This window comes from Solirhodobacter olei, from assembly GCF_004010155.1.
Classification (GTDB): Bacteria; Pseudomonadota; Alphaproteobacteria; order Rhodobacterales; family Rhodobacteraceae; genus Solirhodobacter; species Solirhodobacter olei.
Window position 1 is genome coordinate 1 of record NZ_RRYH01000015.1, and the last position, 18,761, is coordinate 18,761.

15 protein-coding genes and 1 pseudogene are annotated in these 18,761 nt (G+C 61.2%); 4 read left to right on the forward strand and 12 right to left on the reverse strand.

Translation table 11 applies throughout. The features are described from left to right. Both EIP85_RS23015 and EIP85_RS11835 read left to right on the forward strand, forming a co-directional pair. Positions 1–278, forward strand: a pseudogene (locus tag EIP85_RS23015) (hypothetical protein); the annotation flags it as partial. A 296-nt stretch (positions 279–574) separates the two neighbouring features. Continuing rightward, positions 575–934, forward strand: coding sequence for a hypothetical protein (locus EIP85_RS11835; protein ID WP_127902396.1), 360 nt, complete (start codon positions 575–577; stop codon positions 932–934). 141 nt (positions 935–1,075) lie between these two features. On the opposite strand, the gene EIP85_RS11840 is transcribed toward EIP85_RS11835, so the two are convergent. From EIP85_RS11840 to EIP85_RS11865, 6 genes are all read right to left on the reverse strand, one after another. Continuing rightward, positions 1,076–1,558: a hypothetical protein gene (locus EIP85_RS11840; RefSeq protein WP_127902397.1), complete on the reverse strand. Its 483-nt coding sequence runs from the start codon at positions 1,556–1,558 to the stop codon at positions 1,076–1,078. A 47-nt stretch (positions 1,559–1,605) separates the two neighbouring features. Then, entirely contained in the window at positions 1,606–1,992 is a 387-nt protein-coding gene (locus EIP85_RS11845; RefSeq protein WP_127902398.1) for a hypothetical protein, read from the reverse strand. 181 nt (positions 1,993–2,173) lie between these two features. After that, positions 2,174–3,724, reverse strand: a complete 1,551-nt coding sequence (locus tag EIP85_RS11850) for a hypothetical protein (RefSeq protein WP_127902399.1) — start codon at positions 3,722–3,724, stop codon at positions 2,174–2,176. After that, complete coding sequence (locus EIP85_RS11855; protein WP_127902400.1) at positions 3,724–5,640, reverse strand: hypothetical protein; 1,917 nt, start codon at positions 5,638–5,640, stop codon at positions 3,724–3,726. Before EIP85_RS11855 ends, EIP85_RS11850 begins: the two co-directional genes overlap by 1 nt. Positions 5,641–5,773: 133 nt before the next feature. Beyond that, positions 5,774–6,355 carry a hypothetical protein gene (locus EIP85_RS11860; protein ID WP_127902401.1) on the reverse strand — a complete coding sequence of 194 codons (582 nt, stop codon included), beginning with the start codon at positions 6,353–6,355 and terminating at the stop codon, positions 5,774–5,776. Between the two features lie 114 nt (positions 6,356–6,469). Beyond that, positions 6,470–8,542, reverse strand: coding sequence for a hypothetical protein (locus tag EIP85_RS11865; protein ID WP_127902402.1), 2,073 nt, complete (start codon positions 8,540–8,542; stop codon positions 6,470–6,472). Positions 8,543–9,078: 536 nt separating this feature from the next. Here EIP85_RS11865 and EIP85_RS11870 point away from each other — a divergent pair. Then, entirely contained in the window at positions 9,079–10,143 is a 1,065-nt protein-coding gene (locus EIP85_RS11870; RefSeq protein ID WP_206615520.1) for a HoxN/HupN/NixA family nickel/cobalt transporter, read from the forward strand. Between the two features lie 110 nt (positions 10,144–10,253). Beyond that, positions 10,254–11,462 (forward strand): chromate efflux transporter, encoded by a 1,209-nt coding sequence (gene chrA, locus EIP85_RS11875; protein WP_127902403.1) that lies wholly within the window; start codon positions 10,254–10,256, stop codon positions 11,460–11,462. Between the two features lie 584 nt (positions 11,463–12,046). Here the strand turns inward: chrA and ribB are convergent. The 6 genes from ribB to EIP85_RS11905 all read right to left on the reverse strand — a co-directional run bounded on the left by ribB (position 12,047) and on the right by EIP85_RS11905 (position 18,639). Continuing rightward, positions 12,047–13,156, reverse strand: coding sequence for a 3,4-dihydroxy-2-butanone-4-phosphate synthase (gene ribB, locus EIP85_RS11880; protein WP_127902404.1), 1,110 nt, complete (start codon positions 13,154–13,156; stop codon positions 12,047–12,049). Positions 13,157–13,266: 110 nt separating this feature from the next. Beyond that, positions 13,267–14,118, reverse strand: coding sequence for a DeoR/GlpR family DNA-binding transcription regulator (locus EIP85_RS11885; RefSeq protein WP_127902405.1), 852 nt, complete (start codon positions 14,116–14,118; stop codon positions 13,267–13,269). Between the two features lie 179 nt (positions 14,119–14,297). After that, positions 14,298–15,272, reverse strand: coding sequence for a D-ribose ABC transporter substrate-binding protein (locus EIP85_RS11890; RefSeq protein ID WP_127902406.1), 975 nt, complete (start codon positions 15,270–15,272; stop codon positions 14,298–14,300). Positions 15,273–15,341: 69 nt separating this feature from the next. Then, on the reverse strand, positions 15,342–16,433 hold the full coding sequence (locus EIP85_RS11895) for an ABC transporter permease (protein ID WP_164871714.1): 1,092 nt from the start codon (positions 16,431–16,433) through the stop codon (positions 15,342–15,344). Then, positions 16,430–17,944 (reverse strand): sugar ABC transporter ATP-binding protein, encoded by a 1,515-nt coding sequence (locus tag EIP85_RS11900; protein ID WP_127902407.1) that lies wholly within the window; start codon positions 17,942–17,944, stop codon positions 16,430–16,432. Before EIP85_RS11900 ends, EIP85_RS11895 begins: the two co-directional genes overlap by 4 nt. Next, a complete protein-coding gene (locus EIP85_RS11905; RefSeq protein ID WP_127902408.1) occupies positions 17,944–18,639 on the reverse strand; it encodes a DUF2291 family protein in 696 nt (231 codons plus the stop codon). Before EIP85_RS11905 ends, EIP85_RS11900 begins: the two co-directional genes overlap by 1 nt. Positions 18,640–18,761 lie beyond the last annotated feature (122 nt).

Sequence of the window (18,761 nt, forward strand, 5' to 3'; positions counted from 1 at the left end):
ACATCCAGATGGCGATGTCGGTGGGCAACTCGCGCCACTACCGCATGGACCAGATCCATCCGCGGCACTTCACGCAGACCGCGCGCGCCACGCGCGTGCCGGAGAGGGTGATCGGGGACGCGGTCTCGGAGATCGCGGCGGTGGGACGCCGTGCCCTGGCGGAGGTCGAGACCGGGCTTCCGGGCGATTTCCCGGAGCGGATCTCGGGGCCGGTGCTGAAGCGTCTCGGGCGATGCCTTGCGACGGTGGAGGCCTATGCCGATGGCGGGATCGCATAACAACACAGCATATATAGGGCAACGATCGAGGCCCCCTACGCATTCTTGTGCGTCATGATCCCGGCATCAGCCGAGACCACTAAAGCGGACAGGGCCATGGCAGCGACAGCCAGGGCCAGTTCAAAAGGAAGTCTCAATACTTAGTTGACACGAGACCGATCGGTCAAGCGCCCGAAATCAAGCGCCCTAAGACTGGAATCTTTGCTCAAGTCGTTTCGCCGCTCGAGGCATCGAACCCAAGTCCCTGGAGTTGACAAGAGCAACGCACAATCATTCCCGCCAGGAGACCTTCTGACATGCACACATGTCTGTTCCAAACACCTTCTATCGCCGGCTTCTTCGGCATTCCCAAAGACGTCGCCCGCGCCGGGGCCGAGTTTCTGCACGAGCAGCTGCCAAATTCCAGGCTCGACTACATGATCAGGAAGAAGCTTGAACTCTGTATCAGCATCCGCTGTACCCCCGGCCTAACGCTATCGAAGCAGGAATTCTGCTTCTTGGAGATTTCGAGTCACAAGGGTGCCTCCGACGTTGATGTCTTCGGTGGTCAACCGGAAGACCTCCTACGACTCGATGAAGAGGAGAGGGTCGAGGCCCTGACGGAGATGGTATTCCAGAGCGCCGATGCATTTCTGGATATGTACGACGGGTCATAAATCAGCATCAGTGACCCTCGGCGACGATGCTCCCGCCACTGCCGCGAGCGCCGCGCTGTGGGTCCCCCACACCGCGGAGAAGAGACTTCCCGCGCCTCAGGCCCGGCTATGCGGTCTTGGCCCACATAGCCGGGTGGCAACTTACGCCTTTCGGAGCAGCTTCATCACCGCCCGTTGACCGGCAACGCGGTCGACGAGTTCATCTCTGGCAACCTTCATGCGCTTGAAGGCCGCCTGAAGGTCGCCGACCGCCTGCCCCTTCTCGGTGACGATCCGGACCGCCTGAAGGTAACCTTCCTGCGCGGGCTCTTCGTCGACCCAACAGTTGGTGACGAATTCCTCGCGCACCTCGAGGGTCTCGGCATCGAGCGCATCCTGAATTGCGAGTCCCAACAGGCGGAGAGCCTCGTCATCCCAGCGCTCGAGGATGGTTCCGTCCCGCAGATAACTGCGGACCTTCCAAAGTTGGAGGTCCTGACCATGACCTTGGGGCTGGAGCAACTCACCGATGCCGTTCGCGACAATGCGGGCCTCGGCGACAACCCTTGCCGCGAGATCCTCATATGATCTTTCATTCTGATTGTGAGGGGCCATTTGTTTCCTCGTCGTCGAGGCGGCCACCATAGCCGCCTTGTCAAGGCCCGGCCGAGCGCCCGGGCGAGGATTTCTCCCTACGGCATATCGAGTACCACAGGGGTCATACCATGAGCGGCGGCCCATCCTCCGAAGGCACGAACGGCATGTTGCAACTGGTCGGTGAGAAGCTGGATCTCGGCAACAACAGGCCAGTTCAGGTCGATCGCCGCAAAGAACCCTGCTTCTGGCCGGTCGACATCGCCAACATGTTGAAGCGAGAGGAGATCCACGAGAGAAACCAGCCGGGTTTTCGCGACGCGGGAGAGACCAGGGTTGCGGCTAAGCTCTTCAACAAGAAGCTGCAGGTTTCGACGGGCGCCGGCACCGCCCAGAAGCGTTGTGGCGCTTTCGAGGCCGGCCAGGTGGTCTTGAAAGAACTGCCGGAGGGGATCAGGCGTGGGGAAGGAATGCTGGTGAAGCATAGGCGGTGGCTCCATTTCGTAAGCCGGTCACTCTGGACCGGGTCAAGCGCCATCCAATTCCGCCCTTCTGCTCGCGTTCCCTCTGAAACGTCTTATTCCTTTGTGCCGCCATCCCGACTGCCGGCGGTCTCACCGAGATGACCGCCGGCAGTCGGGATGGCGGCACGACCGGCCCGACCTCTCACCTCAGCCTGGAGACCAGCTCTTCCGGAGCGTCTGAGGCTTCCTCCCTGTCATCGAGAAAGGAAAGATCGAGGTCCCCTCCCCCCATCTGGTCGTAACCGGAGCGTCGCGCCTGGCCTGACGCGCGGCGCTGGGCGACCGAATTCCGCATGACCAGATCTTGCTGATACTTGAACTCGATCCCGCTTGAGACCTGATGACAGGCGGCCATCGCCATGAGAACCCCCTGCTTGCCGTAGCGGACGGCGCAGTCTGTGTGAGTCATCGTTCGCGTGGTGGTAAAGCTGTTGCCAGAGAGGTGTTTGAAGATCCGCGGAATGTATGAAGGCGCGGTAGCACCACCGTCAAAGAGAACGAAGAGCTGGCGCCGGGCCAGCAGCGCCTCCTGGCGAAGTTTCGGCAGCATTGACGGCGAGTGGTCGCCGAGAAGAACGGCATCGATGTATCGGCCGAACAGTGGTTCAAGACGCAGGACGAACAACTCCGGATTCCGGCTGTGCGTTTTATGAATCTTCGTTCTGATCACCCAATGCTCGGCTTCCCAGAACAGCGTCTCGCCGAACCGGAGGTCGGCGGAATGGTTCCGAAGCGGCGCATTGGCGTAGATGCCGAGGATCGCCGCGCCGTTTCGCAATTGATGGCGCTTCTTGGGTGACTCGACCGCGGCGACACCAGCAAGAAGCCCGTCAGCCATATCCAATAGCCGATCGATTGTGTTGCCGGTTCGCGCAAGCTCGAAATGCTTTAGAGCCAGTTGCACGTTCTCGCGGCTTTGCAGAAGGGCGAGCCGGGAGGCCAGTTCCGCGATGACGTCCCCGCCAAGGCCCGCATAACGGGCGAAGCGATGGAGTTCTTCAATCGACGCGCGAACGCTCGCCCATCGAAGGCCGTTCTTGCGGGCCTTCAATCGCTGACGCAGGTCCGTTTCGTAGAGGTTGATCGCGCTCGGCGTCAGGGCCACCGAAGTCCCGGCCTTCCGACAAGACCAGGCAAACTGACAGAGCTTCTCCCGCAGGCGCTTGGCGATTTCCGGAGCAATCATGACATCGTTGCCCGGAAGCCCGTCGAAGATACGGCGAAGGAGGTCCTGCCAATCGCTGGGCAGATCTTTTGGCGCGACGGAGACATGCCTTGGGACAGGCGGCTTGCGCCCTGGTGGCGCGATGGGGTCGAATGCCGGGCGCGCCGGCTCGCCCCCCCTGCTTGACGGGACCTCGCTCCCATCAGCAGGCGTCTTTGCTGGCGTCAATATTGCGGCCTTCGCGGCGATCAGGCCGATCGCCTCGTCGATCTGAGCCAGAAAACTTGGCAGGCAGATGACCATCGCCTGTCTCAAGCCGAGCAATCGGAGCCTCGCCGGGGCCGAGGAGTCGCCGACGGCCCAGGCCAATAGATCTGCGCCATTTGGCGCAGCAAGCCCGTGCTCGGCGATGAACCGGAAGAAGTCGTCTGTGATCGCAAGCACGGATGTTGGAAGGTCAGCGAAACCTTCCCGATGCACGAAATGCTGCCAGTGCGGGCTTTTCAGGATACTGCTGCGCGATGCCATCAGACCGCCAGCCGCAGATTGATGGCGCCAGAGGCCTTGCGGCGATTGGCGCGGTCGCGTTGCAGCCGGCGCGCCTGTTCCTCGCGATCGATGAAGGCGTAATAGCGCCGGATCGTATTCGGATGATCGGCGAGCAAGTCTGCCAGTTGCTCGATGCAGGACGGGTCGTGGTTGATCTCGATCGAGCATAGACCGTGCCGGAAATTATGGGCGGTCAAGGGAAGCTCGATCTCGGTCGAACACTCGCGCAGCCATTCATCGAAGGTTCCGACGCAGAGGCTATCATGTCTGGGATTGATCGGCGCAAAGAGCGCCCCGGACGTCCTTGCACCCGGGAAAAGAGGACGAATTTTTTTGAGAAAAAATTCAAGGATGCCGTAGGCATAGGTGCCATCCCCCGGGCGCCCCTTGGCGATCTTGAACGGCGGCAGTGATCTGTTGCGTTTGGTGAGAGCCTTGCTGTTCTTGAGAAGTTCATTCGGAATGATGATTTCGAAATAGGGGGCAGGCGCTCCGCGGTGATCGAAGAAGGTCTGGCGCTGGCCCGACCGGCACAGCTTGAGCGTGTTGGATTTGCGGAACGGCGCAGCTTCGATCTCGATGGCAGCGAAAGCCGCACATGTGCCAAACATGCGCGCCCGGCGTAACAGGTGTTTGGCCGCACTTCTCTTTTCCAAGGACAAGCGCCGCATTGCCTCGGGATCGGAGAGCGCGACGAGATCGAGTCCGGCGGCGGCGGCAGCCTCGAGCGCCTCGTTGGCCTTGGTGGCATAGTAGACATGCTGCATTTCGAACAGCCGCTGACGTTCGTCGCTCGCGAGCAAGTCGCGGCACCATTGCTCTGTCTCCGCCGACATGAATTCGTTCGCCGCCTTTCCCTCAAGCAGGATCGGCAGGGCGGTGCAGAGCGTCTTGATCTTGAGCGCCGCCGTCGGATGACCGTTCGCATCGAGCGCCAGCCGGATGCAGTCGATGTAACGGTAAATCGTTCTTGCACTCAGGCCACGAGGACTATTGGAGGCGCGGTCCCAGGCGACGATGACGCGCTCGATGGCGGCACCATCGAACAGGCCGCCGATCGTGTTGAGCGCGGTGATTGTCTGCAACTTGCCGAGGGTGTCGACATAGGCCCGCAAAGCCGCCTGATGAATGCCCTTTGACCCCGCCGAAAGCTCGGTGGCGTAGAGCTCGCGCGCTTCCTCAGATGCGAGTTCGGGCGGCACGATGCGGCTCACGCAACCGACCCAGGCATCGATCTCGGCCGCGAACTGTGGCGGGATGGTGCGTTCTTCTCGAAGGACACCGCTTAGGGAACCGATCTCTGTCGGCGGCAGCAGATCTCGCATGCAAGGATACGGGAGAAGCTTGTCGATCAGCTTGGCGCCGCGTTTGACCTTGGTCCAATGATTTTCGGTCGGGCAGTGTTTCTTGAGCGCGATCACCCGCTCTCGATCAAGATCGGCCAGATCGTGCCCCTCGGCCCTGGCGGCGTCGGCGATTGCCGCAAGGCTGCGCAGCTCCTCCACTTTTACAAGACCGGCGTCGACCAGCATCGGGCCGCGCTCGGCAGCGGCGGCGAACCCATCCCGGCGCGCTTTGCGTTCCGACCGCTCGGCGAACTCTCCGGTGAAATGCTCGACCAGCCGCCGACCGTCGGACTGATATTGCTTGTAGGTCGAGGCCGACCAGCCCTGGCGGACGATCGACTCGCCGAGCCACGTCAATCGTTTGTTGAACTTTGGCGCGATCTCGAGATAGCGCGTCAGATCCGCGGGCTCCTGGGCGAGGTTCGAGCGGTCGAAGCCGCGGGACGCGGTCACCCGGAGAAAGTTTTTGGCGTATTGCCGGAGCGTCGGGTCGGTGCTGTCTTCTCCGAAACGGACAGCATCGAGCAGGGTCTGGTTGGATGCGTTCATTGGCCTGCGAGCCCTTTCATGTTCTGCGCGTTATCGGGAAGATTGGCTGTTATCGGGAAACCGGTAATAAAAAGTCGTGCGTTTACCACTGCCGAAAACCAACGGAGGAACGTTATTTTGCGCGTTGCCGGGGTCACTGCGCGTTATCCCTCACGATCTGAGCAAAAACGTTGTTTTCCGGGTCTTCGCGGTCCTGGTCCGTCGGGTAAGCGTCTGAGATGCGAGCCGATTGGACGTCGCCGGCTTCAGCTTCAGGGGCGTCGGCCATGACGTCCTCAAGGAACTGAAGACTGGTGAGGTCAACCGCGTCGCGCCGAGCCAGAACGACCCGCGGCATCCAGCGGCGCAGGCGCGGCGGCTTCCGGTCCGCTCGGAGGCAGCCGAGCTGAATGCCGGTCGGCCAGTCGAAGGTGCCAGCAGCGATCTTGCGACGGATTGACGACGCGGATTCGCCGATGGTCTTCACCATCCAATTGATATCCTGAAGCTGGAGCCGCAGCGCTTGCATCGCCGGCTCGTCTCTTGGCTCGACACCGAGGATCCGTTTCCAGATCGCGCGTTCGGGATAGAGCCCTTCGAGTGCGGGCACTTCAAACCGGCGCATGATGCCACTGATCTCGTTGTGCCCGACATTGAGAAATTTGGCGCATTCCTCCCGAGTCAGGAGGCCCGGTGTCTTGGGTTGGATGCTCGGTATCTCGTCCGAATGTGCCATCGCCACTCTCCTTTTTGGGGAGGTGGGACCGTCCGGATACGCCCGGAAATAAACAATGAATGACGATTGCTTCCAAATTCGGGCCGATCAGGTCAGCCCGGACGTTCAGTGCGGTCACATCCGGATCGGACCGATCAGACTGGGCAGAAGATCCGTCGCCCGCACTGTCTCAATGCCGTGCAAGGCATCGAGGCGCGCAATATTGCGCGCGAAGGTGAGTGCGAGGTCGGCCCGCCCGTATGGCGCGTGCGTGCTGCACCGCCGCAGATCGCGATCGACCCCAACCGCCCAGGCGAGATCGAGCTCGGCCGGGCTCCGACCCTGCGCATATCCGAGAAGGGCAGAGACGGGGTTGTCGACCGAAGATACACCCGCCCGAACGACGGCTTCCTGCAAGGCGGTCCAGTCCGGGGTCCATGCCAGGAACAGGAAGTCACGCAAGGCGCGGAGGCTGGACTTGTACCGATTGACCTTCGCCTGGACGAGCCCCCAGTCGATTTGCTCGAAATCGTAGGTGAGCAGCTCGCTCAGGGACGCAAATCCCATGTCTCGACCCCGCGCGACGGCGGCAAAGGCCTTCACGGCGATCCGTGTGGACCGAGACCCGCTCGCAGAGAGACCGCGCAGGCGGAGCGCGCATTCCGTCTCTTCGGCAAGTTCGCCCGTTAGATCAGGAGCCGACTGCCGTCGGTCCGGCAGCGGACCGATCGGCCGCGCCGGCATGTACGACCGCAGGTCTTCGACCGACCGAAGCTCATCGAGCAATCTCGCCGCCCCGCTGATCGCGTTTGCCTTTTGACTGTTGGTCATCCGCCGTGCATTGTCGACCAGGGTTGCATCAAGCTCATTCGGTCTGCACCCGGCGCGAAGAGCGACCGCTTTTAACGCATAAAACCGGTGCACTCTGGACTTCTCGAGCCCGGTTTTCCGCAGATCCTCAAAAAAATAGGTCCAAACCTCCGTGAGGGTCGGGCACGGGTTTCTGCCAACCTTCTTTGGTTTCGCGGTCTTCGGTTTGTTGGCTCGCGGCAGCGCCGGCGGCACCCCGCTTGGGCCTGCCGGCAACAGAGCCGGATCGAGCAACCCGGAGCCGCGGAGTTGATCAAGCATCCGGGCGCCACGGAGAAACCCATCCACGCTCGATCCGCGGAGCTGCCGTTGCTGGTCCGCGAACCAATCCGAGGTGAGTTGCTCTGGCTTCAGTTTTGCGCGCGCGGCACATGCGCCCACGGTTGCAAGGCGTTGTTCGGCTCTGTGCTGGCCCGCCTCGCGGAGGCGCCGACGGAGCTCGCTCCAGGCCGTCGCGGCGGGGTCGCGTTCGTGAGACAGACGCTCGAGGAGACCAGGAACCAAATCGTCTGCAATTGCCTTCAGATACACCCGATACGCCTCGACACCAGGTCTGCGAAACCCGAAGTCAGCCGGCCGCAGCGCCCGAAGCCTCATCAAGATTTCCGGTTCCACCAGCATGGCAGGTGTGACGTCTGCTGCTGGTCGCAAGATGCCGGCGGTGACCGCCAGACGCCAGACAAATGGAAGCCCGTACTTCACTCGTTCGGGCGCAGCGGCACGATATTCCTCGAGCTGTGGCGGAAGTGGAACCGCGGTCGCATGTGCAGACGGCTTAGCAAGATACCCGATCTTCTCTGTTGGCAAGAGCCCCGCATCTGTCACAATTTTCAGGTCACGGAGCCGATCCAAAACGCTGAGACCTGCTCGAAATGTCTGGCGCTTGTTTCCGGAGAGTTTTGCGTCGATCTCGATGGCGCTGGTACGAGTCAGGTCCTTCAACCCGAGCGGGCTCGGCAACAAATTTGAGATCTCCGTGAGACGATTGGCCTGAGCGCTGCCGAACTCGAGTCGCCAGATCCGACGCAATGCGTCGATGGTGTCGGCATCGACGGGGCTCCCGGTGTGTACCAGAAGGCAGTCGAGAAGCAGGTTCCGCCACTTCCGGTACCGCGTCAGTTCCCGGCCGAAGACTCCGCGCGCAACTTCCGGCACTTCGTTCCTGGGAAATTGCCGTGACAATTCGATCGGCGGGACGTCGAGTGCCGCGAGTGGAATGCCCACAAAGCGCGTGAGCAACTCCAGTGCTGCAACTCCAGAAAGCGGCCCCGCCAGCCCGGCCTGGTTCGAGAACGACGGGTCGTCATGGAGACGTCGGTATAGCGATTGATATGTCATGCCGGGTATCATGCCGGGTATATTGGTCGATCTTGGAAAAGCAGAAGAACGTTGTTGGCCGCGGCAACTCTGACAATGTGATGATCACACCAACGGCATCGCCGTACCCAGATGACTCGGGGACAATCCAAATAGGGAGATCGGTCGCACGATCAGTGACAGGGAAGGCAGATAGCGGCCCTTGAAAAGTCGTGGCGTGAGAGTGGAGCCAACTGGAGCGAACGGCCCAGAGCCGACCTTCCGACCCTAATCAGATGCGGCGGTGCAGCTTCTCAGAACCGGACTTTCGGTGCTGAGGACAGAAATTTCATGTGTTGAACGTTGATACCGCCTCTCACCCGCGACCGAGCGGGCCGTCACACGGGCATTTGCACGCTTCGCTGCCAAACCGACGGAGCAGGACTAAGGCCGGCAGGCGACATGCATCAGCCTCACCACCTCCGCGCCCCCCTCCTTGCGAGCTTCCCACTCTATACATCATACGCTCCTTGCCATAGCGTCCTACGGCAGTCGGGGCCGCTCCGGGGGAAAGGACTTTGGCGATTTCCTTCGGGCAAATATTCGACGATCGGGGCACAGCGCTGCGGACGAAGGTCGTCGGCTTACTCGGCCTCCTGACCCTCCTGAATGTCATGGCCTGGGGCTGGGCGCTGCTCAGCTTTCGGACGTATCCGGTGCTGTTGGGCACGGCGCTAATCGCCTGGGGCTTCGGGCTGCGCCATGCCGTCGATGCGGACCATATAGCAGCCATCGACAACGTAACCCGGAAGCTCATGCAGGCCGGCAAGCGTCCGGTCGCAGTCGGGTTCTTCTTCTCGCTTGGCCATTCGACGATCGTCGCCCTCGCCTCGATCGCTGTCGCCGCCACTGCCAGCGCGTTCAAGGACCAGATCGAGGAATATCACGCAATTGGCGGTGTCATCGGAACCTGCGTCTCGGCGACGTTCCTTCTGATCATTGCGCTCGCCAACCTCGCCATCTTCCGCCGCATCTACCGAACCTTCCAGGAGGTCAGAAACGGTCGGCAGCTCCCCGACGAGAGCATGGAAGACATGCTGGCAGGGGGCGGTTATCTCACTGCGGTCCTGCGCCCGGCGTTCCGCCTGGTGACCCGGTCGTGGCACATGTATCCGCTCGGCCTCCTGTTCGGCCTCGGCTTCGATACGGCGACGGAGGTCGGACTCCTCGTCATCTCGGCGGCCGAGGCCGCGAAGGGGATGGATGTCTGGGCAATCATGATCTTCCCGGTCCTGTTCGCGGTGGGCATGTCGCTGATCGACACGATGGACAGCATCCTGATGCTCGGCGCCTATGGCTGGGCCTTCGTGAAGCCCATCCGCAAGCTCTACTACAACATGACGATCACCGGCGTCTCGGTGGTGGTCGCGCTGCTCGTAGGCGGGATCGAGGCTCTGGGGATGCTCGGAGACAAGCTTGGCCTGACCGGTCCGTTTTGGGAGGCCATCGGATCGCTCAACGGCAATTTCGGCAGCATCGGCTTCGTCATCATCGGGGTCTTCATTGCAGCCTGGCTCCTGTCCTTCGCGATCTACCGGGCGCGCGGCTACGACGATCTGGACACCGACGCCTCCGCCGACTGAGGTCCGCCCGGCGCCTCTCTTGCGCTTTCCGGATCGTCCCGCGATCCTGCCCCCGGCCGTCGCATCGGGACGGCGCGAAGCCGGATCGCCAGGCACCCACGGATTCCAGCATGACCGATCAAAGCAAAGCCCAGCCCGCCGGAAACGCCCGGGAGGTCTTCCGCGCCTTCCTGCGCCTCGGCCTGACCAGCTTCGGCGGGCCCATCGCGCATCTCGGCTACTTTCGGAACGATCTTGTCGTGAAGCGGCGCTGGATCAACGAGGCGGACTTCGCCGATCTCGTGGCACTCTGCCAGTTCCTGCCGGGTCCCGCGTCCAGTCAGGTGGGCTTCGCCCTCGGTGTCCTGCGCGGCGGTCCACTCGGCGGCCTCGCCGCCTGGACGGCGTTCACGCTGCCGTCCGCACTCCTGCTCGTCGCCTTTGCTGCTGGTCTGTCGCTCTTCGCCGACCCCGCTGGGCAGTCGGTTCTCCACGGACTTCAGCTTGCGGCCGTGGCTGTTGTCGCCCAGGCGGTCTGGGGCATGGCCCGCAGCCTGGCGCCGGACCGGCCGCGGGCTGGGATCGCCCTCTGTGCCATCCTGCTCGCCGCCTTCACGGGCGCCGCCTTCGGACAGGTTGCCGCCATTGGCCTGGGCGCCCTCGCCGGGCTGGTTCTATGCCGCGGAGAGGCCAGCAGCGGCGCCGGGCGGCTTCACTTTCCCGTCTCCCGACGCGCCGGCGCGATCTGCATCGGCCTGTTCTTCCTCCTCCTCCTGCTTTCAATGTTCGAGCCTTCAGCTGTAGGCGCCCAGGGGGCCAAGCTCTTTGCCGCCGTCTATCGCTCCGGTGCCCTCGTCTTCGGGGGCGGCCATGTCGTCCTCCCACTTTTGCAGGCGTCGGTCGTGCGGCCGGGCTGGGTCACCGGAGATGCCTTCCTCGCCGGATACGGCGCCGCGCAGGCGGTTCCCGGGCCGCTCTTCAGCTTTTCGGCCTATCTCGGCGCGGTGGCGGTGCCTGCGCCGAACGGCCTCGCCGGAGCGGCGATCGCCCTCGTCGGGATATTCCTTCCCGGCCTGCTCCTCGTTGCCGGGATGCTCCCATTCTGGGACAGCCTTCGCGGGAGGCCGATGGCGCAGGCGGCGATGCGGGGCGCCAATGCCGCTGTGGTCGGCATCCTCGCCGCGGCCCTTTACGATCCGGTCTGGACCAGCGCCGTCCGGACCCCGAAAGATTTCGCGGTCGCGGCGATCGGGTTTCTCCTCCTCACCCTGTGGAAGGCACCACCCTGGCTTGTGGTGCTCCTCGCAGCGGCCGGAGGATGGCTGCTCATCACCCCTTGAGCCCAGGGACGCCTGCTGCCCTCTGCACCAGTTCGCGACCACGCCGGGAAACTCCAAGATCCGGCGCTCCAAACTTTGGGAGCGGAACAAGAAGGTCGGAAACTCCGGCCTCAGCTGGTCCAAAGTAGGGTAACGGAGCAACCTCTCCGCGGACTTTCTGCAAGTCCGGAAGAGAGCCGGGGTATCCAGGTCACCGACATTATCATGGCGATATACATCGCACGGTCTCTGCCCCTTGCTCACCAAGGCGATCGCTCGGGCGACCCGGATTGCGCGAATGGCTGCTATCTCGATTTACCGCAGGCGCAACGCCGCGGGTGCAAATGACAGCTCTCCGCCCTTCTTGCCAGGACCACCGAGGCGTCACGACCGATCGACAAAGGGCATTGATCCGCGTAGCCCGCGCCGCAGTTCAGACCGTCAAACAGGCCATTGTTGCAACTGCGCGTGCGCTGGCCACCGTTTGCATGAAGGGTTCGCGCGGGGGGCGTCAGGACTCGTGTGGAGTTGAGCCCCTATCGCCGGGCTTGAGGGAGCGTCCTCGTCCAGGCCAAGTAGCGGCCCACCCTTACATCGAGAACGCATTACGCTTCGGGGATCGCACGTGTTCCCGCAATCGAAAGTCCATAGGCCTCGAGGCCCACAACCTTAGGAACGGGAGAATTGGTCAGAAGTGTAAGCTTGGTGATGCCAAGTGAAGACAGTATCTGCGCACCAAGACCATATTGCCGCAGGGTTTGCGGAGAAACGGCGTCGTCTGCGACCAGCTTCATATGTGTGTCCCGAAGGAGCACAAGTGCACCACGCCCCTCCTCCGCTATCAACCGCATCGCTTGACCGAATTCAGCGGAGCGCCCGCTTCCGCCCAGCCCTGCTACGTCCAAAAGGGGATCGAGAGTATGCATCCGAACGAGCACAGGTTCGGCACCTGTCAGATCTCCACATGTCAATGCGATGTGCTCGTCTCCGTACACATCGTCGGAAAAGATACGCATCAACCACTCGCCGCCAAACTCTGATTCGACGGTGCGTTCGGATCTTACCTTGACGAGGTTATCATGGCGTCGCCGATACTTGATCAGGTCCGAAATCGTCCCGATCTTCAAGCCGTGCAGCTGCGCAAAAGAAATGAGGTCTGGCAATCTTGCCATAGTCCCATCTTCATTCATAACCTCGCAGATCACGCCTGATGGGTTCAGTCCAGCAAGGCGTGGGATATCAACCGCCGCCTCAGTGTGACCGGCTCGAACAAGCACTCCACCGTCGCGAGCCCGAAGTGGAAAAACATGACCAGGAGTGGCGATGTCCTGAGGACCCTTGGTTGGATCTATCGCCACTGCGACTGACCGCGCACGATCATGCGCCGAGATGCCCGTTGTCACCCCTTCACGCGCCTCTATCGACACCGTGAAAGCCGTTTCATGCCGGCTTGAGTTTTTCGGACTCATCAACTGAAGACCCAGGCCCTCGATCCGATCGCCGGTAAGCGCCAGGCAAATCAGGCCCCGCCCATGAGTAGCCATAAAGTTTATTGCCGCCGGCGTACACATTTGGGCTGGAATAATCAGATCCCCTTCATTCTCACGGTCTTCATGATCAACGAGGATAAACATGCGTCCATTTCTGGCATCGTCGATTATCTCCTCAATTGAAGAGATTGCATCCGAATACTCACTCAGATTGTCGCCATGCATGCGCAACACCCCTATAGATCATCCGCTGCGCGGATTACTGACAAACCCTCAGCATAAACTACCTTTGAGCCTGCCCTTGTTCGCATCGGGAAGATGAAAACGAAATACCATCAAGCAATCAACAATTCGATCCCTCGGTTTTCGATCTCCCGCGCCGCCTTATCGCTGATCCCATCATCTGTGATAAACGTCTGTACCAGATCCAACGCCCCAAGACGCGCGAAGGACGTCCGGTCGATCTTGGTAGAATCGGCCACCAGGTAGACGTGAGAGGCGGACTCAATCATCGCCTGCTTGAGACGGAGATCCGCAAGGCTCGGCAACGTCAATCCGGCGTCGAAGCTCACTCCACCCGTGGCGAGAAAGAGTTTGCCTGCAAAAATGTCGTCGAAAAATTCAACCGACTTCTCTCCGCTGAGGGAGAGGGTTGGCGCTTTGAACTGGCCGCCTGGCATATGCACCGAGTATCCAGGAACGCCGCCAAGCATGAGAGCGATGTTCAGGGCATTCGTGATGACGGTCAGCTCCTGCCGATCGAGCAGACAATGTGCTACCTCTGTCGTCGTGGAACCTGAGTCCAGGATGATGGTCTCACCATCTCTCACCAGCGCGGCCGCTCGAGCGCCGATCTTTCGTTTCTTCTCCATGTTCTCCATGTGCTGAAGAGACATGGTGCCAACCTGTTGAGGGACGGTCTTGAGATAAGCACCGCCGTGTTCCCTCAAGATATGTCCATCATTTTCGAGCCGCTCGAGATCCTGCCGGATCGTCGCTTCGGAGACTTGAAAAGCTTCGCTGAGATCTCGCACCCGAGCGCTGCCTTCTTCCTGAAGCCAGTCGAGGATGCGCATCCGACGCGGTTCTGCGAGAAGGCCCGGCTCCGGCTCGGCGGCACGACCGCCGCCTCGGCCGTTTCGCGGCCTTCCCCGCACCGGGCTCGCCGGCTTTTCAGAAATGGCCATCCGTTGACCTCTCGCTCGTTCGCATCACGCGGCACAATATGCGGAAATCACATCGGCTGGCCACGGTTGCACACGATATTTTTCGTATGCTTTCATATTGACCCGGAGCCTGCCAGAGGTGTGACAAGCTCCGGGTCTGAGGAGGCCCGCTTGGCGGGCCCAATCGTTAGCGCGCTGGGTTAGCTCTTCATCGCCCAGTTGGTATAATTGCCGACATTTTCCGGGGTGATCAGGATGCAGTTCAGCTCCTGCTTCTCCGGCAGTCCGGTCTTACCCGTCTTGATGTACTGGTCCGCCTCAATCACCGCCTTTTGGGAAAACACAGCGATCGGCTGCAGTACATCGGCCTTGATCTGGCCTTTCTTGATCGAGGCCACGACATCGGGGCTACCATCGAACCCGACGACGATCACGTCCGGCTTGTGGGCAGCCAGTAGCGCAGCTTCAGCGCCGAGCGCCATCGTATCGTTACCGGCGATGACGCCCTTGACGTCCGGGTGGGCTTGAAGAAGCGTTTGCATGACCGAGAAGCCCTTGGACTGCGACCAGTCCGCGGTCTGTTTCCCGACCATCTTCATGTCCTTGAAGTGGTTCAGCACGCTTTCTGCACCCTGGGCACGCACTTTGGCGTTGGTGTCGGAAGGAAGGCCGGTCAGCTCAACATAAGTGCCCTTGTATCCCATGAGCTTCGCGAATTGGGTACCTTCGAGCTGCGCGCCCTGGAAGTTGTTCGACACGATCTGCGCCTTGGCAATACCCTTGGCGTTGATCTCGCGGTCGATCAGGAACACCGGCACGCCAGCGTCTGTCGCGGTCTTCACTGCCGAGATGGACTCGTCAGCCCCAGCGTTGTCCAGAACGATCGCGGACACATGCCGGGCAATTGCGGTCTTGATCAGGTTCAGCTGAGTTTCGGCGTTGCCGTCGTGGCTGGCCACCATGGTGCCGTAGCCGAGCTTGGTGGCTTCATCGGCGGCAAATTTCTCTTCGGCAACAAAGAACGGATTGCTCAGCGAGGGCACGAAGATGGCAATCGTCTTGCCATTTGTGCCCTTCTGAGATTGCACCGACGGTGTAGCCGCAGATGCCGGAAGCGCCAGTACGCCAAGCGAGGCCGCCATGCAGGCCGTTCCGAGAAGGGTCTTCAGTGTCATGATTGGGTCCTCCCAAAGGTTTTGTTCCACTGACTGTGGTGCAACGGCCCTGGCCTCCTGCGCAGGGCGTTACCTCTTCACCGCGGCGCCTCCGCGCCACGGAAACTTGACGGCATTGAACTGCACCTGATCGATTGCCACCGCCACAACGATGACGAACCCGGTGATGATCATTTGCCAAAAGTCGGAAACGCCGAGCAGGATGAGACCGTCGACGAGGACTGCTATGACGAGCGCGCCAATCACGCTACCGGTGATTGTCCCCTTGCCCCCCATGAGGGAAGTCCCTCCGAGCACGGCTGCCGCAATCGCGTTCAGCTCATATCCCGTTCCCGCCGCCGCACCGGCGGAATCGAGTTGCGCGGCGATGACGATGCCGGCGAGCGCTGAGAGGGCACCGGAGATCACATAGACCCGCGCCCGGACGGAGCGCACTTTGACGCCAGACAGGGCGGCCGCTCGCTCGTTGCCGCCGACCGCATAGATATGGCGACCAAAGGTCGTCCTGGTGGCGACGGCTGAGGCCGCAAGTGTGGCTATGGCCAGAAGCCAGATGGGCACGGGGATATCGAGGAGCAACCCGTTGCCAAGCCAGGGAAAGCCCATGTTGCCATGCGCCTTGGTGCCGTCGAGGAACGGGAAGGTGGAGCCGTTGTTGCTTAGAAGGGCAAGCCCCCGCCCGATGTAGAGCGTACCAAGCGTGGCGATGAACGGCGCAACGTTCAGTCGGGTAATGATCCACCCGTTCACGGCCCCGGCCAGGGCACCTGCGGCGATGCCGATGAGAACGACAGCCCAGGCATGCGGATAGACGACAACGCCGAGGGCGTGAATTGGAATACCCACGTCGATCAGCGCGCCGACGACCATGCCGCAAAGACCCGCGATTGCACCAACCGACAGGTCGATCCCGCCGGAGACGATGACCAGCGTCATGCCAATCGCCAGCAGGCCGTTGATAGACGACTGCACCAGCACCGTGATCAGGTTCGACCAGGTCAGGAAGGTCGAGGACAGGAACGTGAACAGTACCATGATCACGATCAGCGCGACGAAGGCTCGGAACTTCAGAAGAAGTGCTCCGAGCGCCGGTCCCGTGCCGCGCGTCTCGCTTTCCGGGTGTTCACTCTTTTTCAGGTCTTGCTTGGCCATGTCTTTCATACCGCCTCCCGCGCCCGGGCGGCGCTCACCATCAGGTCGTTTTCGTCATATTTGCCGCGCGCCAACTCGGCGGTGATCCGTCCCTCGGACATCACGAGGGTGCGATCCGCCAGCGCCACGATCTCCTTCATCTCGGAAGAGACGAAGAGGATCCCGATGCCTTCCGTCGCGAGCCGGTTCATGATCGTGAAGATTTCGGCCTTCGCCTTCACATCGATGCCCCGGCCCGGCTCATCCATCAGGAGTAGTCTGGGCCGGATCAGCAGCGCCTTGCCGACAATCGCCTTTTGCTGGTTCCCACCCGACAGCGTTGTGATCATCTGCGCCGCCGAGGTGGCCTTTATGGCCAATTCCTTGATCGTCGAAGCCACATCGCGAGCACCGAAATTGCGGGGAAGCCAGCCGAAACGCTCGTATCGGGTCAGGTTGGCAAGAGAGATGTTCTCTCCCAGGGTCATCGTCTGAACGATACCGGCGGCCTGCCGATCCTCCGGAATCAGCATCATACCCCGATCAATCCGTTGCTCGACCCCAAGCCGGGCCCCCAAGGTCTCGCCGGCCAGCTCAACCTGACCGCTGGCTTCCGGATGTAGGCCCATCAGGCACTCGAGAAGCTCCGTGCGCCCCGCGCCCATCAGTCCGAACAAGCCGACGATCTCGCCCGCCTTCACGTCAAACGAGACATTATCGACTTTGGCGCCACTATCCGTGTGCGGCAGGCTCAGGTTGCGAACAGAAAGGATGGGGTCGACCGAAGGCTCGGCGCCATGGTGCGGCACGTCGAGCTTGGTGTCGCCAAGCATCTGCCGCAGGATCCACGGGATGTCGAGGCCGTCCATCTCTGCGTGGGCCGATATCTTCCCGTCCCGCAAGACCGTAATGTAGTCACCGATCTCGATCAGCTCCTCGAGGCGATGCGAGATATAGATGATCGCGACGCCCTGTGCCTTCAGGTCACGGATTAGCCGGAACAGCGTCTCGACCTCCCCCGCCGACAGTGCGGAGGTCGGTTCATCCATAATGAGAACTTTGGCGTCGCGCCTGAGCGCCTTGGCAATGGCGACGATTTGCTGGGTCGAGACGCCGAGTTCTCCAACCACTTGGTCAGGGTCGATCTTGTGGTCGAGCCGGTCGAGGACGTGCCGCGTCACATCGTCCTGATGCTGTCGATTGATGACACCGTGCTTCACCGGCTCGTGGCCAAGGAAGATGTTCTCCGCAACCGTCATGTTCGGGCAGAGGTCCAGCTCTTGATAGACGATCCCGACGCCCTTTTCGGCTGCTTCGGTAGGTGTTGCGAAGGCAACCGGTTCGCCATCGAGGAGAAGCTGGCCTTCAGTGGGCTGGACTGCACCGGCGATAATCTTCATGAGCGTCGACTTGCCCGCGCCGTTTTCGCCGACCAGAATATTGACCGATCCGGCGTAGGCGGTGAAATCGACATGGTCGAGCGCGATCGTTCCCGGATAGGACTTGCAGATCTGCTTGGCCTGGAAGATGACGCGGCCCATTACTGAGATCCCTTCGCGCGCTCAAGGATCACAGGCGTGACAGTAATATCCTGCGGATCACTATCGTTGTACGTATAGGCGCCAAAGATCGTGACTGCCTGACCCCTGAGATTGGCAGCCTCTTTCGGCGTAACGATTTTCGAGGTCACCATGTTGTTCAGGGCATCGGAAACGTCGCCGTATTGAATCTGGTTAAGGAACTCGCCGAAGCTGATGAATTTCAGCGCATCGCGCAAAGTCGTGCCGAGAATGACCGGCCCAACCGCGACCTGGACGGGCACCGACTTGCCGTTATCTTTGGTGTCGACCGTCAACATGCCCATCGGTGTCGAAGTATCGATCTTTCCGACCGTTCCGCTAAAACTGACGAGGATGTTGTAAGCGTCGCCAACCTTGTTGCCGTAGGTCGTCAGGGCTGCCGCCTTGTCCTTGGCCAACGCGGACAGGAGCTGGGGCAATGGCACAGCGTCCTTTCGCACCATCGCAACGATCTGTTTGGGCCAGATCCGCTCGACATAGGCATTCGGTTGGAATGCAAGGCCGGCAGATGGATAGCTATCAGCGACCGTTGGCCCCGCCACAGGCACGACTGTCACAACCGACCCCTGCCAGAACATCACGGCCAGAACCAAGACACCCGCCCCGAACATCGCGAGTTTCGGGGATCGTGGTCGGTGCGCGAGTACACCGCTCATAGCGCGCACCGGATATTAAGGTCGGCCGCTGCGTCATGTCTGTTAGTATCGCCAGACAACGCGAGTATTTTGGCTTCCACCAAGAGTTCCTCCCATAAGTTCTTCGGCGCCGTCCTCCAGAT